Source organism: Bacillus sp. Root920, from assembly GCF_001429445.1.
Taxonomy (GTDB): Bacteria; Bacillota; Bacilli; order Bacillales; family Bacillaceae; genus Bacillus; species Bacillus safensis.
Genome location: NZ_LMJV01000001.1, coordinates 1,902,398 through 1,918,986 on the forward strand (window position 1 = coordinate 1,902,398; position 16,589 = coordinate 1,918,986).

General features: G+C 40.6%; 14 protein-coding genes. 11 read left to right on the forward strand and 3 right to left on the reverse strand.

Annotated features, from left to right (window positions below):
* Nucleotides 1-50 precede the first annotated feature (50 nt).
* The 7 genes from tdh to mutL all read left to right on the forward strand — a co-directional run bounded on the left by tdh (nucleotide 51) and on the right by mutL (nucleotide 10,261).
* On the forward strand, nucleotides 51-1,115 hold the full coding sequence (gene tdh, locus ASE42_RS09270) for an L-threonine 3-dehydrogenase (RefSeq protein WP_056766516.1): 1,065 nt from the start codon (nucleotides 51-53) through the stop codon (nucleotides 1,113-1,115).
* The gene (locus tag ASE42_RS09275) at nucleotides 1,112-2,293 is read left to right on the forward strand and encodes a glycine C-acetyltransferase (protein WP_117612523.1); all 1,182 of its coding nucleotides are present in this window, start codon (nucleotides 1,112-1,114) and stop codon (nucleotides 2,291-2,293) included. Before tdh ends, ASE42_RS09275 begins: the two co-directional genes overlap by 4 nt.
* A 150-nt stretch (nucleotides 2,294-2,443) precedes the next feature.
* Nucleotides 2,444-3,970, forward strand: a complete 1,527-nt coding sequence (miaB, locus tag ASE42_RS09280) for a tRNA (N6-isopentenyl adenosine(37)-C2)-methylthiotransferase MiaB (protein ID WP_034281907.1) — start codon at nucleotides 2,444-2,446, stop codon at nucleotides 3,968-3,970.
* Between the two features lies 1 nt (nucleotide 3,971).
* Complete coding sequence (locus tag ASE42_RS09285) at nucleotides 3,972-4,406, forward strand: RicAFT regulatory complex protein RicA family protein (RefSeq protein WP_008358013.1); 435 nt, start codon at nucleotides 3,972-3,974, stop codon at nucleotides 4,404-4,406.
* A gap of 685 nt (nucleotides 4,407-5,091) precedes the next feature.
* Nucleotides 5,092-5,637 carry an outer spore coat protein CotE gene (gene cotE, locus ASE42_RS09290; protein WP_056766518.1) on the forward strand — a complete coding sequence of 182 codons (546 nt, stop codon included), beginning with the start codon at nucleotides 5,092-5,094 and terminating at the stop codon, nucleotides 5,635-5,637.
* Nucleotides 5,638-5,761: 124 nt separating this feature from the next.
* A complete protein-coding gene (mutS, locus tag ASE42_RS09295) occupies nucleotides 5,762-8,338 on the forward strand; it encodes a DNA mismatch repair protein MutS (protein WP_056766520.1) in 2,577 nt (858 codons plus the stop codon).
* Between the two features lie 21 nt (nucleotides 8,339-8,359).
* Nucleotides 8,360-10,261: a DNA mismatch repair endonuclease MutL gene (mutL, locus tag ASE42_RS09300; protein ID WP_056766522.1), complete on the forward strand. Its 1,902-nt coding sequence runs from the start codon at nucleotides 8,360-8,362 to the stop codon at nucleotides 10,259-10,261.
* A gap of 36 nt (nucleotides 10,262-10,297) precedes the next feature.
* Here the strand turns inward: mutL and bslA are convergent, their stop codons facing one another.
* Nucleotides 10,298-10,822 carry a biofilm surface layer hydrophobin BslA gene (gene bslA / locus ASE42_RS09305; RefSeq protein WP_024424102.1) on the reverse strand — a complete coding sequence of 175 codons (525 nt, stop codon included), beginning with the start codon at nucleotides 10,820-10,822 and terminating at the stop codon, nucleotides 10,298-10,300.
* Between the two features lie 123 nt (nucleotides 10,823-10,945).
* Complete coding sequence (locus tag ASE42_RS09310; RefSeq protein WP_056766524.1) at nucleotides 10,946-11,350, reverse strand: hypothetical protein; 405 nt, start codon at nucleotides 11,348-11,350, stop codon at nucleotides 10,946-10,948.
* Nucleotides 11,351-11,418: 68 nt separating this feature from the next.
* Between ASE42_RS09310 and ASE42_RS18925 the strand changes: the two genes are divergently transcribed.
* The 4 genes from ASE42_RS18925 (at nucleotide 11,419) to ASE42_RS09330 (ending at nucleotide 14,766) form a co-directional block, all read left to right on the forward strand.
* Complete coding sequence (locus tag ASE42_RS18925; protein ID WP_041109139.1) at nucleotides 11,419-11,676, forward strand: hypothetical protein; 258 nt, start codon at nucleotides 11,419-11,421, stop codon at nucleotides 11,674-11,676.
* Nucleotides 11,677-11,921: 245 nt separating this feature from the next.
* On the forward strand, nucleotides 11,922-12,395 hold the full coding sequence (locus ASE42_RS09320; RefSeq protein WP_024424099.1) for a CarD family transcriptional regulator: 474 nt from the start codon (nucleotides 11,922-11,924) through the stop codon (nucleotides 12,393-12,395).
* 311 nt (nucleotides 12,396-12,706) lie between these two features.
* Complete coding sequence (locus ASE42_RS09325) at nucleotides 12,707-13,456, forward strand: poly-gamma-glutamate hydrolase family protein (RefSeq protein ID WP_056766526.1); 750 nt, start codon at nucleotides 12,707-12,709, stop codon at nucleotides 13,454-13,456.
* Between the two features lie 161 nt (nucleotides 13,457-13,617).
* The gene (locus tag ASE42_RS09330) at nucleotides 13,618-14,766 is read left to right on the forward strand and encodes a Rap family tetratricopeptide repeat protein (protein ID WP_024427032.1); all 1,149 of its coding nucleotides are present in this window, start codon (nucleotides 13,618-13,620) and stop codon (nucleotides 14,764-14,766) included.
* A gap of 89 nt (nucleotides 14,767-14,855) precedes the next feature.
* On the opposite strand, the gene ASE42_RS09335 is transcribed toward ASE42_RS09330, so the two are convergent.
* Nucleotides 14,856-16,181 carry a S8 family peptidase gene (locus ASE42_RS09335; protein WP_056766528.1) on the reverse strand — a complete coding sequence of 442 codons (1,326 nt, stop codon included), beginning with the start codon at nucleotides 16,179-16,181 and terminating at the stop codon, nucleotides 14,856-14,858.
* Between the last annotated feature and the right edge of the window lie 408 nt (nucleotides 16,182-16,589).

Below are 16,589 nucleotides of genomic sequence, written 5' to 3' on the forward strand. Positions count from 1 at the left end.
CGTGTTAAAATCTGATTGGGAGAAGTTTTTTAACAAAGGGGTTGTACGTCATGTGTGGAACGATGAAAGCAATTGTTAAAAAAGAAAGCGCTTACGGAGCGGTGATGATGGAGATGCCGATTCCAGAAATCAAAGATCATGAAGTTTTAATCCAAGTGAAAGCCACTTCGATATGCGGAACAGACGTGCATATTTATAATTGGGATGACTGGGCTAAGGGAAGAGTCAAAGCGCCCTACATTTTTGGACATGAATTTACAGGGGAAGTTGTTAAAGTGGGGAAGCAAGTCTCACGAGCAAAGGTAGGGGACTTTGTATCGGCTGAGACGCATGTTGTATGTAATCAATGTTATATGTGCTTAACAGGGCAGCAGCATTTGTGCAGTGAAACGAAAATTTTAGGGGTAGACATTGATGGCTGTTTTGCTGAATATGTCAAAGTACCTGAACAAAATGTGTGGCACAATCCAGCTCAAATGCCGGTTGAGCTTGCCTCTATACAAGAGCCGCTAGGAAATGCTGTTCATACTGTAATGCACACACCTGTTTCAGGTAAATCAGTGGCGATTTTTGGCTGCGGACCAATCGGTTTAATGGCAATCGCTGTTGCAAAAGCCTCCGGGGCTGTTCAAGTGTTCGCTGTTGATAAAAATGAATACAGGCTCGATCTTGCCCGAAAAATGGGTGCAGATCATATCGTGGATATTGGAAAAGATGATCCAGTCGCCATGATTAAGCAGCTCACGCGGATGGAAGGGGCAGACGTGATGTGCGAGATGTCAGGTCATCCAGCTGCCATTAATCAAGCACTCGAAGCTTGTGCAAATGGAGGAAAAGTCAATATACTAAGCTTGCCAGAACGACCAGTGACAATTGATATTACGAATCAAATTGTTTTTAGGGGATTAACCGTGCAAGGGATCACGGGGAGAAAAATGTTTGAGACGTGGCGTCAAGTATCTGAGCTATTAAGAACGAATACCATTGATGTAAAGCCAGTTGTCACTCATACACTGCCATTTGAAGAGTTCCAAAAGGGATTTGAACTTATGCAGAGCGGTACGTGCGGAAAAGTCGTACTGATGATGCCATCATATCAAAGGGGGAAGAAATGATGAAAGAATTCACGTATTTACAAGATGAATTGGAAACAATGAAGCAGCAAGGCACCCACCAAACTTTGAAAGAGATCGACTCAAAACAATCATCCACTGTTACATTAAATGAACAATCTGTCATACAACTCTCCTCAAATAACTACTTAGGGCTCACCTCACACCCAAGGCTGATGAAAGCAGCAAAAGAGGCAATCGATGAATTCGGTGCGGGTACAGGATCTGTACGTACCATCGCCGGCACAATGACGATGCATGAACGTCTTGAAAAAAAGCTTGCTGCATTTAAAAAGACAGAAGCAGCACTTGTGTTCCAATCAGGCTTTACGACCAATCAAGGGGTCTTATCCAGTATCTTGACAAAAGATGATATTGTCATTTCGGATGAACTGAATCATGCCTCAATTATTGATGGCATCCGATTAACAAAAGCAGATAAAAAGGTATACAGTCATTCCAATATGGAAGAGCTGGAGAAGATTTTGAAAAAATCAATGAATTACCGCGTCCGCCTCATCGTTACAGACGGTGTGTTCTCGATGGATGGAGATATCGCGCCACTTCCTGAGATCGTCAGGCTCGCAGAAGCATATGATGCATTTGTGATGGTAGACGATGCGCATGCCTCGGGCGTGCTTGGTGAGAATGGCCGCGGAACGGTCAACCATTTTAAACTCGACGGCAGAGTGCACATTCAGGTCGGGACACTTAGTAAGGCTGTCGGAGTGCTCGGCGGCTATGTGGCTGGTTCAGCGGTTTTAATTGATTATTTAAAGCATAAAGCAAGACCGTTTTTATTCAGTACCTCTCATCCGCCAGCTGTGACTAGAGCGTGTGAAGAAGCGATTGAAGTGCTGTTAGATGAACCGGAGCGAATCGATACACTTTGGGAGAACGCCGCTTATTTTAAAGAAAAAGTCATCAGCCTTGGATTTCAAGTCGCCCGAACAGAGACACCGATTATCCCAATCATGATTGGAGACGAAGCACTTACTTTTCGTTTCTCAAAGGCTTTAATAGAACGAGGCGTGTTTGCCCAAGGCATCGCCTTCCCAACTGTAGCAAAAGGCAAGGCAAGAATTAGAGCCATCATCACAGCCGAGCACACAAAAGAAGAACTAGACCGGGCACTGACAATCATTGAAGAAGAAGCAAAAAAACTAAACATACTTGATTGAGAGAGCGCAGGCTCTCTTTTTTCTTTTTGTGAAAAATGGTTATGACTAATAGGTAATTTTCATAGAAGAACCGTATATGATTTATTTTCAATTCATCACAAAATAGTCTATACTGTAGGGTGGAACTTGGTTTGAAAGGAGTACAAATTCATGAATGAAGAGCAGAGAAAAGCGAGCGGACAAGTAAGTTCATCGGACAAAAAATCCGAGAAGGACTACAGCAAATATTTTGAAGCTGTGTACATTCCGCCTTCCTTAAAAGATGCAAAAAAACGGGGTAAAGAAGAAGTCGAATACAATCAATTTCAAATTGACGAGCAGTTTCAAGGGTTAGGAAACGGCCGCAAGTTTTATATTCGCACATATGGCTGTCAAATGAATGAGCATGACACAGAAGTGATGGCTGGTATTTTTATGGCGCTTGGCTATGAACCAACAAACTCAACGGAAGATGCAAATGTCATCTTATTAAACACTTGTGCTATTCGTGAAAATGCAGAAAATAAAGTGTTTGGAGAGCTTGGACATTTAAAAGCATTAAAACGTGAAAAGCCAGATTTAATTTTAGGTGTCTGCGGATGTATGTCACAAGAAGAATCTGTCGTGAGCCGTATTTTGAAGAAACACCCGTTTGTTGACTTGATTTTCGGCACGCACAACATTCACCGCCTGCCAGAGCTGTTATCTGAATGCTACCTTTCAAAAGAAATGGTCATTGAGGTTTGGTCAAAAGAAGGCGACGTGATTGAGAACCTTCCAAGAGCCCGCCAAGGTAAAATCAAGGGCTGGGTGAACATTATGTACGGTTGTGATAAATTCTGTACATACTGTATCGTGCCTTACACGCGCGGCAAGGAAAGAAGCCGCCGCCCAGATGAAATTATTCAAGAGGTCAGACGTTTAGCAGCAGAAGGATATAAGGAAATTACCCTTCTTGGTCAAAACGTGAATGCATATGGAAAAGATTTTGAAGATATGGAATATGGTCTTGGCCACCTGATGGATGAGCTGCGAAAAATTGATATTCCGCGTATCCGTTTTACAACAAGTCACCCGCGTGATTTTGATGATCACTTAATTGAAGTCTTAGCCAAGGGCGGAAATCTTCTCGATCATATTCACCTGCCAGTTCAATCCGGAAGTTCTTCTGTGCTGAAACTTATGGCGAGAAAATATGACCGTGAGCGTTACCTTGATCTTGTGCGCAAAATCAAAGAAGCTATGCCGAATGCTTCATTAACAACGGACATTATTGTTGGATTCCCAAATGAAACAGATGAGCAGTTTGAAGAAACACTTTCCCTCTATCGCGAGGTTGAGTTTGATGCTGCTTATACATTCATTTATTCTCCAAGAGAAGGAACGCCTGCAGCGAAAATGAAAGACAACGTGCCAATGCGTGTGAAAAAAGAACGTCTGCAGCGCCTAAATGCACTTGTGAATGAAATTTCTGCGAAAAAAATGAAGGAATATGAAGGGCAGATTGTCGAAGTATTAGTAGAGGGTGAAAGTAAAAACAACCCTGAGATCCTAGCCGGATATACAAGTAAAAGCAAGCTTGTGAATTTTAAAGCACCAAAAGAAGCGATTGGCAACATCGTCAAAGTGAAAATCACACAAGCCAAAACTTGGTCTCTTGACGGAGAAATGGTTGGAGAAGCTATCGAGGTGAATTAAAATGACACTTTATTCAAAGAAAGAGATTGTCGAGCGTGCAAGAGAGCTCGCTAAAATGATTTCTGAAACTGAAGAAGTTGATTTCTTCAAAAAAGCAGAAGCGCAAATCAATGAAAATACAAAAATTTCAACGATTATTAATCAAATTAAGGCGCTTCAAAAACAAGCTGTGAACTTAAAGCATTACGGCAAACATGAAGCCTTAAAGCAAGTCGAAGAAAAAATCGATGCCCTGCAAGAAGAACTGGATGACATCCCAGTGATTCAAGAATTCAAAGAATCACAAATGGAAGTCAATTCCCTGCTTCAGCTTGTAGCGCACACAATTTCGAATCAAGTAACAGATGAAATCATTCTTTCAACCGGCGGTGATCTCTTATTAGGAGAAACCGGTTCAAAAGTGAAAAACTCATCACCAAGTTGCTCCATTAAATGAGAAAACCCCGCAGATGCGGGGTTTTTTGTTTGTGTACTCTTATTTATTTGTAATTTGTAGTTTAGTATTTAAAATCCCTTGGCATTATAGGTTTATTAACGCTTAAATGTTGCTATAAGTCATGTATAACAGAAATAGATGAGATTTCTTGCGATCTAATATTAAGGAAAATTAATACGGAATAGTAGAAAACCGCATAATACCTCATTAAAGGTGAGATCTTTGTGATCACTAAAAACTCACTTCACCTTATATGTAATTTATATTTTATAGGCTGTGACATCAACAAATTGTTGATGTCACAGCCCCTTTTTTATTTTCTATGGTTACCTTATTTCTTCATAAAACACGTAATACAAACTAAAAAAAGGTGGATATATTTTTAATGATATTCTTTATTATTTTTAAATCTAATTTTAAATATAAAGAAAACCGAATGTTGATTTTTATAAATAGCCCCTCCTAAAGGGACTGTGACTTCATCATTAAACCACAACCTTCTATTCCAATCAACCTCCAAACCTCCCACTCTCCAACTTTTCCAATTTTCAAGGCAAGTTTATGGGCGACCATGCATACACTGAAACAGAAATGAATTTAATTGAACATGAAGTTCAAAATCGTGACACACTAGACGAATGCCCAGCATAAGATAAAACGATCAAGAACAAGGAGGCATGCCGGAATGTCTGAATACAGAGAAATTATTACAAAAGCGGTGGTTGCAAAAGGGAGGAAATTCACCCAAAGCACACACACCATTTCTCCATCGCAAAAACCAACCAGCATCCTAGGTGGTTGGATCATTAATCATAAGTATGATGCTGAAAAGGTCGGTAAAACCGTTGAGATCGAAGGAACATTTGATATTAACGTATGGTACTCTTACGCCGACAACACGAAAACAGAAGTCGTCACAGAGCGTGTGAAGTATGTAGACATCATTAAACTGAGATATAAAGATAAGAATTTCCTTGATGATGAGCACGAAGTAATTGCGAAAGTATTGCAGCAGCCCAATTGCTTAGAAGTGACCATTTCTCCAAATGGCAATAAAATTATCGTTCAGGCAGAGCGTGAATTCATTGCTGAGGTAGTCGGTGAAACAAAAATTGTCGTAGAGGTCAATTCAAGCTGGAAAGAAAAAGATGATCACGAGTGGGAAGAAGAAGTGGATGAGGAATTAGAGGATATTCATCCAGAATTCCTAGCAGGTGAGACAGAAGAGTAAGGAATGACTAGGGCGCATATCCCCCTAGTTTTTTTGTGCCTGATCTAGGAGAAAAAAGGTGATTTTTTATGCTATAATTGGAGATGGTATGAATTCGAAAGTAATATAGTGAGGGATTAGAAATATGGCAAGTTATACGCCCATGATACAGCAATATTTAAAGATCAAGGCAGATTATCAAGATGCCTTTTTATTTTTTCGCCTAGGCGATTTTTATGAGATGTTTTTTGATGATGCAAAGGAAGCCGCGCAAGAACTAGAAATTACGTTAACAAGCAGAGACGGCGGCACAATTCCAATGTGCGGCGTTCCTTATCATTCTGCTTCTGCATACATAGAACAGTTGATTTCAAAAGGCTACAAGGTCGCCATTTGTGAGCAGGTGGAAGACCCTAAAATGGCAAAAGGTGTAGTCAAAAGGGAAGTCGTTCAACTGATTACACCAGGAACCGTCATGGATGGTAAAGGATTAAGTGAAAACGAGAACAACTTTATTGCGTCTGTTACCAGCTTTCAAAATGGGTACGGTCTTGCGCTGTCTGATTTATCAACAGGTGAAAACATGGCGGCTTTCATCGATCGATTAGATGAAGTCGTATCAGAAATTTATTCTGTCGGTGCAAAAGAAATTGTGGTGTCAAAGCAGCTGGATGAGGAAACAGTCAAAACCCTTAAAGAACGCTGCCAAGCGACCATTTCATACGAAGATAGTGATGCATTATTAGAGGAAGCTGAGCGGCTCGTTTCCCATCTAGACGAAAAGTTAAAAACGTCATTTTTAACACTATATGCCTATTTAAGAAGAACGCAAAAAAGAAGCTTGGATCATCTTCAGAAAGTTCAAGTGTTTGAGCTTGAACAAACGATGAAAATCGATCTTTACTCAAAACGAAACCTAGAATTAACAGAAACGATTCGTTCAAAAAGCAAAAAAGGCTCTTTATTATGGCTGTTAGATGAAACAAAAACAGCGATGGGCGGCAGACTGCTCAAGCAATGGATCGATCGGCCGCTCATTCGCCTTTCGCAAATTAATGAGCGTCAGGAAATGGTGCAAATCCTGATGGATCATTTCTTTGAGCGAGAGGATCTGCGCGAACGATTAAAGCAAGTATATGATCTTGAGCGTTTAGCGGGCCGCGTGGCATTTGGCAACGTGAATGCCCGTGATCTCATCCAGCTCAAAGAATCCTTAAAACAAGTACCGGATATTAAACAACTCGTTCATTCATTACCAGAGGAAATGGCAAAATCAAGAGCGAATGAGATTGATCCTTGTGGTGACCTCCTTAATTTATTAGAAGATGCACTTCATGAAAATCCGCCGATGACGATAAAAGAAGGCAATTTGATTAAAGATGGCTACAATGCAAAATTAGATGAATACCGTGATGCCAGCCGAAACGGAAAGGACTGGATTGCACGTCTTGAACAGCAGGAAAGAGAATATACCGGTATTCGCTCCTTAAAAGTCGGGTTTAATAAAGTGTTTGGTTATTATATCGAAGTGACACGCGCAAATACACATCTGCTGGAGGAAGGGCGTTACGAAAGAAAACAAACGCTTGCCAATGCAGAGCGGTATATCACACCTGAATTAAAAGAAAAAGAAGCACTGATTCTTGAAGCAGAATCAAATATTAACGAATTGGAATATGAACTATTTACAGCTCTCAGGGAGCAAGTAAAAGGCTATATTCCTAGATTACAGCTGCTTGCAAAACAAATGAGCGAGCTTGATGCGCTTCAATGCTTTGCGACTGTCAGTGAAAAGCGCCGTTATATCCGGCCGGAATTCTCAGAGGATGACGTGGATGTCAAAGATGGCCGTCACCCAGTCGTTGAAAAAGTGCTGGATCACCAGGAATATGTACCGAATGACTGCCATATGGGAAAAGGCAGACAAACCTTACTCATCACTGGACCGAATATGTCAGGGAAAAGTACGTATATGAGACAAATGGCGCTCATCTCGATTCTTGCGCAGATTGGCTGCTTCGTGCCTGCGTCAAAGGCGACGCTTCCAATCTTCGATCAAATCTTTACACGTATTGGTGCAGCAGATGATTTGATTTCTGGTCAAAGTACTTTTATGGTAGAGATGCTCGAAGCAAAAAATGCGATGGTGCACGCAACCAAAAACAGCTTGATTTTATTTGATGAAATTGGACGCGGGACAAGCACCTATGATGGAATGGCTCTTGCGCAGGCGATCATTGAATTTGTTCATGATCATATTGGGGCTAAAACCCTATTCTCTACACATTACCATGAGCTCACGGTCCTTGAATCTCAATTAAGCGAGCTGAAAAATGTTCATGTGCGAGCTGAAGAGCATGAAGGCACGGTCGTTTTCTTACATCAAATCAAAGAAGGTGCAGCTGATAAAAGCTATGGTATTCATGTAGCGCAGCTTGCGGAATTGCCTGATACCATCATTAATAGAGCCCAGACTATTTTAACGGAGCTTGAGAGCGGATCACATGACGTGACCCCAACCGTATCTGCAGCACCAAAAGCAGAAAAGGCTGAAGAAAAACAGCAGCTATCTTTCTTTGAAGTAGAAGAAAAACCGCAGCCGAAAGCTGCGCTAAAACAGAAGGATCAAGCGGTCATAGACGAATTAAAGTCTTACAACCTAATGGATATGACGCCGCTTGAAGCGATGACAAAGCTGTATGAATTGCAAAAGAAATTATAATGTAAGGTGAGGTGAGCAGAAATGGCAAAGATTATTCAGTTATCCGATGACCTATCCAATAAAATTGCTGCAGGTGAAGTGGTCGAGCGTCCGGCTTCTGTTGTAAAGGAGCTTGTGGAAAATGCGATCGATGCAAAAAGTACAGTCATTGAAATCGATGTAGAAGAAGCTGGTCTTTCTTCTATCAGGATTATTGATAATGGTGTTGGAATCGATGCTGAAGATTGTAAGCTCGCCTTCCAGCGCCATGCAACGAGTAAAATCAAAGACGAAAATGATTTGTTTCGTGTCAGAACGCTCGGATTCAGGGGAGAGGCGCTGCCAAGTATTGCATCCGTCTCTCACCTAGAAATGAAAACAAGTACTGGCGAAGGAGCTGGGACACACTTAGCTTTGCAAGGCGGGAAGATCATTTCAGAGAAAAAAACCTCTGGCCGCCGCGGCACCGAAATTGTGGTCACCAACTTATTTTACAATACGCCAGCCCGCCTAAAATACATGAAAACCGTTCATACGGAACTTGGTAATATATCGGATGTTGTCAATCGAATTGCGCTAGCTCATCCCGAAGTATCGATCCGTTTGCGTCATCAAGGGAAAGTCCTGCTACAGACGAATGGAAACGGAGATGTGCGTCATGTACTTGCGGCCATTTACGGGACAGCTGTGGCTAAAAAAATGCTGCCGCTTCACGTACAATCACTTGATTTTGAAGTGAAAGGATATATTTCCTTACCAGAAGTGACGAGGGCATCACGGAATTATATGTCTTCTGTTGTAAACGGCCGATATGTCAAACATTTTCCGCTCGTGAAAGCGATCCATGAAGGGTATCACACGCTGCTTCCAATTGGCCGTCATCCAATTACATTTATTGAGATGAAGATGGATCCTATTCTAGTGGATGTGAACGTTCATCCTTCGAAGCTAGAAGTGAGGCTAAGTAAAGAGCAGGAACTTCATGATCTGATTAAACAAGGAATTAAGGAAGTATTTCAAAAGCAGCAGCTCATTCCAAGTGCTTCAGTACCAAAAAAAGCACCAATGTCAGCTGTGAAAAATGAGCAGCAATCCTTAACCTTCGATGCGAAACAAAGGAACTCAAGCCCAGTGGAAACACCGCTAACCTATCAGCCGGAGCTGCACGATTCGGTCGTATACGAGACAAGTTATACCGATGCATACGGAATGCCTAAACAAGAGAAAACAGAAGCATCATCACAGATATTTTATGAAGAAGCCTCATCTGAGCGCGAGCATTCAGAGGAATCAGCCGCTTCACTTGAAGATGTAGAGACGGTACTGCACGAAGAAGTGAGAGAAACGATTCCTGAAAATGAACGCGTCCCTGTGATGTATCCAATTGGACAAATGCACGGCACATATATATTGGCTCAAAATGAACGAGGTCTTTATATCATCGACCAGCATGCGGCTCAAGAACGAATCAAGTATGAGTATTATCGTGAGAAGGTGGGAGAGATCGAACAGGAAGTGCAAGAAATGCTCGTCCCCTTAACATTTCACTACTCTAAAAACGATATGCTGATCATTGAAGAGCATAAGGATATTCTAGCGAAAGTGGGGGTCTTCTTAGAGCCCTTTGGTTCAGGAAGCTACATCGTTCGGTCGCATCCGCAGTGGTTTCCAAAAGGTGAAGAGGCTGAACTGATCGAAGAGATTATCGAGCAAGTGCTTGATGAAAAACGTGTTGATATCAAGAAACTTAGAGAAGAAGCGGCGATTATGATGAGCTGCAAAGGCTCAATCAAAGCAAATCGTCATTTGCGTCATGATGAAATCAAAGCCTTATTAGATGAACTTCGGCAAACGAAGGACCCATTCACCTGTCCGCATGGCCGGCCGATCATCATTCATCACTCGACATATGAGATGGAGAAAATGTTTAAACGGGTGATGTGATATAAAAAAAGCGCTCTAATCAGAGCGCTTTTTTATTTAGCATCCGCAAGGATCTGGCGGTGTGACCACAACTGGCCGTGTATTAATATCAATCGTATCTTCTGCATAAAATGTGGAACCGATGCTGATGGCTCGATTTTCTGCACGGAACGTGTATGTACCTGCAGCAGGAAGTACTTTATGTGAAAGCTTTAATGTATATTTGGAAATTCCAAGTAAATCCAGTCTGAGCGGAATACGAACGGTTTGTCCGTTGTTCAAAATGTAGCTGTCTTTTAATGCTTTACCGTTCATAATGTCTTTCGTCGTTGCTTGGAAACCCTTTGGCAGAGTGAACTCAACCGCACCAAGACTTAGAACAGAATTTGGGCTGTACGTCAGCTCAATGTCAGAAAAAGACCATTCCTGCTTACTTGCTCCTGTGATTTTTGCGTAAAGTGCAGCTGGTTTTGCATTGGTTGTTGCTTTGCCGGCTTCCTCAGCAGATGCAGAAAGCGGTACTGACAGTGCCATAACCAATGTGAGCATCCCCATCATAAGAATCGTCCACGTTTTTTTCATTTTTTCCTTCCCCCTTGTTGAATATAGGTAAATAATAGATGATTACACCCATTATTTACCTATAATGTTACCATATTACCATATGGTATTAAATGGGATATTATACCCTTATTTTGTCATTCTTTAGTAATAGCGGGGAAAAAGCGCATTTGGTTGATTCATTCCGTAATAATGGCCTGGCATTTGCTGGTTTGTTGGCATCATCATATGCATATCTTGATAACCATATGGATGGTGTGGCATCATCCCATATTCACCATAATGGCCTAGATGATGGTGATCCTTTATTGGAAAATGCTTTGAAAAGGTATCATGCTGATTTGGGAACGGTGAATAAACTGAATGATGATGTGGATGGTGCGCGTTATACACATCTTTTTTGCCGCTATGATAATGGTTTGGCATATTCATATGATCATGCATGTTTGGCGCGACCATATGCTCATGATTGGCTGTATACACATTTTCAAATGTGTGATAGGGATTTTCTTGGTGATAATGATTCATTTGGCTGTTCATATCGTTCATGTATATCTCATCCTTTATGTCAGGTTGCCATATCCTATGAGACAGATCTGCTTCATGAGCCTATCCATATGAAAGAAAAAAACCGGCCTTTCAGCCGGGAAAAGGAAAAGCAGGTAAAGCGTCAAGCGTTAAATTGTGTAGCTGTGTCTTCTTCTGCGACGCTTTTTACATCTGCTGCAGACACTTTTAGGAAAATAACAGGGATCGTAGCTTCGAGAGGTATCCCAAAAATCGCTCTCAAACCATTTATCTTTTTTATGACAAAACTTTTTTTCTTTACATGGATCCTCATGGTAATGATCGTCATGCTTTTTATGGCAGTGTGAGTGGGAATGTTTGCACTTGCATTTGCACATTGTCATCCCTCCTAAATGTGACTCAATGCTAGTATATGCAAGAAAGAGTCATGAGGACTGGATGCTTCTGCTTCTTTTATAAAAAAAGGCTTTTTCTGAAAAAACTCAAATAAAAAGAATTGACTAGTGCTAAATTAACATGATAGAATATAAATTTTTATCCTCTGATGAAATGTGTTATAATGATATTGTGAATACTTTCGGAGGTGGCGGATTTGTTTCAAATAGGTGATAAAATTGTTTATCCAATGCATGGAGCCGGTGTGATTGAAGGAATGGAAGAAAAAGAGATTTTAGGTAAGACGCAGGAATATTTCCTGATTCAAATGCCGAATATGCAGATGATGGTCCCAAAAGGCAGAATCAATCAACTAGGTATACGTCCGGTAGCAGATCAAGCAACGCTGAAAGTTGTGATGAACAATTTTGCAGAAGAAACAAACGACGACACGCTTACTTGGAAGCAAAGATATGATGAAAATCTGAAAAAGCTAAAAACAGGTGCGATCGAAGATGGTGCAGACGTTGTCAAAGATCTAATGAGACGAAATCAGAAGAAAGCGTTAAATTCAAGTGAAAAGAAGATGCTTGAAGATGCAAGAGGCATGTTAGTGAGTGAGATTTCACTTGCACAGGGATTGACGCAAGATGAAGTGATGACAGCTTTAGAGAATGAATTAAGAATGTAATGATGATATACAGAGACTAGCTGTAAACTGAAGGGGACTACTTCTTTTGTTTACAGCTTTTTTGTTTGAAAAAAAGAGTAATATTGCCATTTTTGTAGGTGATTTTAACTAAAATTGAAATGAGGTCATACGATTTAGTTTTTACGTTCACAACAAAAATTTAAAGACCTCTGAAATACCTAGATAACATTAAAAAACAGGTAACTTCTCCTGATTCATTCAAATGAGCCGGACAACCTTTGAATTTTCTAAGCCATTAATAGTAAAATATTGCGGTAAGATGACACCTAAGAGAAAAAAGGAGCGGTGAAATGAAAAGGTTACTAATATGTGGATTCATCTTTCTTATTCTGTGTACTCTTTTAATGGTGAAATGCAGCCATTCTGTTCAAGAAAAAAAAGAGCAAAAGCAGCATCATCAAGAGGTAGAAAAGTATCAAAAAGAGCGAAAACAAGGCGATCAATATGAAAACTTTAAACAACTCATGCGATATGAAAGAGACGGTTATGAGATAGAATTTCACGAAAAGGGTGGAAGTGATTTACTTGTATTTTCTCCTCATGGAGGTGAAATTGAACCAGGAACAAGTGAAATTGTAGAAGCCTTTCAAGAAAAGTACTCTACGTATTTGTTCGAAGGTACAAAGCAAGACAATAACCGGGATCTGCATATCACGAGTACCAATTTTGATGAACCCATTTTGGTTCAAATGATTAAAACGTATCCTTTTTCAATTTCCATCCATGGCTATAAAAGTGATAAAAGACACACGCTCGTTGGCGGCACAAATGAAAAAATGCAAAGAGCAGTTGTACGAGAACTAAAAGATCGGGGATTTTCCGCAGAAATGGTACAAAAAGGCGAACGGCTTTCTGGTACAGACCCTAAAAATATAAATAATCGAAATGCGAGTGGTGAAAGCGTTCAGCTCGAAATTAGTACAGCGCAAAGGGAAGCTTTTTTTGACAATTTTGAGACGAGAAAGGGAAAGAAAAAAACATTCAGACGCTATATTAATGCGTTAAAAGAAGTGCTCAGAGAATTCGACCCTTCTTCGTAAAAAATTTTGATGGGCAAAAGTACTCTATTTAAACTTGGTAAAAAAGATAGGAATATGCGATTTGAACATAAAATATGTAATAACTTACAATTTGCCTTGAAAACATAAATTATGTAAAATAATAGTTATCAGTTTGATATGATAGAATGGGGCTGAAGTGGATGGCACATAAAATACCATCTTCCGAAGTAGGTGTAAAAATCAATCAATGGTACACGCATATTTGCAAATTTGAAGTTGAACAGGCAAACGGCATGAAGCGCCTTGTTGAAGAAGAAATTCATGATATGGAAGAGGATCAAGATTTACTCCTATACTATTCTCTAATGGATTTTCGCCATCAAATGATGCTTCAGCACTTAGCGCCAGTCCATGCAGGGAGTGAAACGCTTCAAGCAGTGTCCTTTCCTAAAGAAATTGACGATGCAGAAGATGAGATGACGGGCTTACTCGGCTATTATTTTCATTTTTTTCATGGAATGTATGCGTTTATCCAGCGCCGCTATATCGAGGCCATTTCATATTACAAGCATGCTGAACATCAACTGATTTTAGTGACAGATGAGATTGAAAAAGCAGAATTTTACTATAAAATCGCAGAAGTTTACTATCATATGAAACAAACCTATTTCTCCATGCACTATGCTAAAAAGGCAAGAGACATCTACAAGAAACATCAGCTTTATGGAAAAAGAAGTATTCAATGTGATTTTGTCATGGCAGGTAATTGGATTGATGTTAATCAGTATCAAAAAGCGCTTCCTTATTTAGAAAAAGCGTTAAAGGTCTGTGAAGCGATGGAACAAAAAGAATGCACATCTTACTTTAAAGCAATGGCTCTTAATAACCTAGGCACTTGTCATTATAGTATGGGAACGTACCATACAGCGACTGTCTTTTTTGAACAAGCCATTTCACTTTATCAGAAAGATCAAGCATCCACGATGATCAAATCGCTGTTTTCACTTGCCCTTACTTGTTTTAAACTCGGAGATATCAAGCGGGCAGGCGAGGCCATATCTACAGGAATGAAAGAGGCTTGTGTATTGGAAGATGAAATTTATCAGTTGAAATTCCAATTTTTGCAGGCGCTCTATATAGAGAAAGACGGCTGTGAGCAATTGAGGTCGGCCCTTTTTGGTCTGAGAAATAAAAAAATGTTTGCTGATTTAGAGGAATTAGCACTTGATGCGGCTAATTATTATAAGGAACGCGACATGTACAAGGAATCCTCCACTTTTTTTGAGATTGTGATCGAAGCGCGTACGCACATTCAAAAAGGAGATGAGATGTATGAGAACGAAGCATAACATGTCAGCTGCTCAAGTAGATGAAAGACTTCACACTTAAAAATGAGACAAACAACACCCTTTACGCAAAACGTAAAGGGCTTTTTTCTTTATTCTTTGATTGCTTTTTCTGCGTCAATTGCACCTGCTCCATAAACCATCGGGTCATCCCCAGACCACTTGCTTGTATTTTCTTTTAACAGGGTTTTGACTTCATCCGGTGTTAAATCTGGTGAATGCTCTAGTAGTAGAGCGCAAATACCAGCACAAATCGGTGTTGCCATCGATGTGCCAGATAACGTTGTATAATCATGATCAACTCTGCTTGATTTATCAAGTTTATCCAGAAAGGATCGTGGTGATCTGAGAGAAACGATGTTTACTCCAGGTGCGAGGATATCAGGCTTTGCCTCCCCGTAAACCGTTGGTCCTCTGCTTGAAAACGGTGCCACGACATCGTCACTTGATTCTGGTGTATTTCTGTCATCGTAGGCTCCGACCGTAATGACTTTTTGACTGACAGCAGGGCTTGCAATCGTCTGGCTGTTAGGACCAGAGTTTCCGGCAGCGACGCATACAACAATCCCTTGATCCCAAGCCGCATTGACAGCACGCACCATTGGATCGTCCTGTTCGTCATCATAACGCTGCGCAGCTCCGCCCAGCGACATACTGATAATATGAATCGGATCATCGGGGTTGTCTTCGTTGAATTGTATGCACCATTCAACACCTTCTATAATAGTAGAAAGTGAACCAGCCCCTTGTTTATTTAACACTTTCACGCCAATTAGATTTGCTTTTGGGGCAGGTCCTTTGTATAAGCCGTCTGAGGCGGCTCCATCTCCAGCGACATCTCCCGCGCAGTGAGTACCGTGGCCGTTATCATCATAAGGCTTTGTTTTTTGTTTGACTAAATCCACAAAATCTCGAATTCTTCCATCTAAATCTTCATGTGGATAAATTCCCGTGTCAATGACAGCGACCGTAATGCCTTCTCCTGTTAAAGTTGTCCCGTTTCGGATGACTTCTTCAGCATGGCTTGCTTGTGTGGCTACATCCAGCAACGCATGAACTTTCCGGTCTAAATAAATTTTACGAATATGCTCACCATTTGCTAATAGCTCCTCTAAAGCAGCAGGCGTTAAATCAGCAGCACAGCAGTCGATATGTGAAAAATGCCGTTTTATATTTGTTTTTCTGCTTTTTTTCATGAGCTGCTTTGTGCTTTGAATCCCTGCCTCGGCTGCACCTTCCTTAAATTCAATGATCACACGAAGCTTCTTTTTCTTCTTCAGCCTGCCTTCGAAAAAACGATGAAGAAAGCATGGCGTCCATTTAAAAGGTTTATAAAGGTGAAGAACGGTCTCTCTTAAAGGCTGATCTAGTTTACTAGCATGTGTTCTGACCATCTGCACCATAGAAAATCCAAACATGAGATGCCCTCCATTCCAGCTATCCATTCTCGTACACTCTTACGTTATGAGAATGAGAACTGCTTGGTTCGGATTCTTGTCCCTCCTTTTCTTTATATTGGCGGCTTGCTTATGTCTTTCAAAAAAGAAAAGCGCTTACATTTTGTAAAATAATAGAAAAAGGTGGAATTCACGTAGAATCTGCCGATGATAGGTGGGAGAGTTCTTCTGAGAGAACCAGTGAAACAAAGGATTTTGCAGAAAAAGGAGGGCTGTGGACAGGGTCAATGCTCATATAAATGTGATGCGTGACAGATGGAAAAAATCAAATCCTTATCAAAAAAAGCCGAATTAAAGAAAACAGACTGGATAGGACTAGGTCATATTAAACATAACGTCATTTTTTTGTCATACTATTCTAACTCTGTT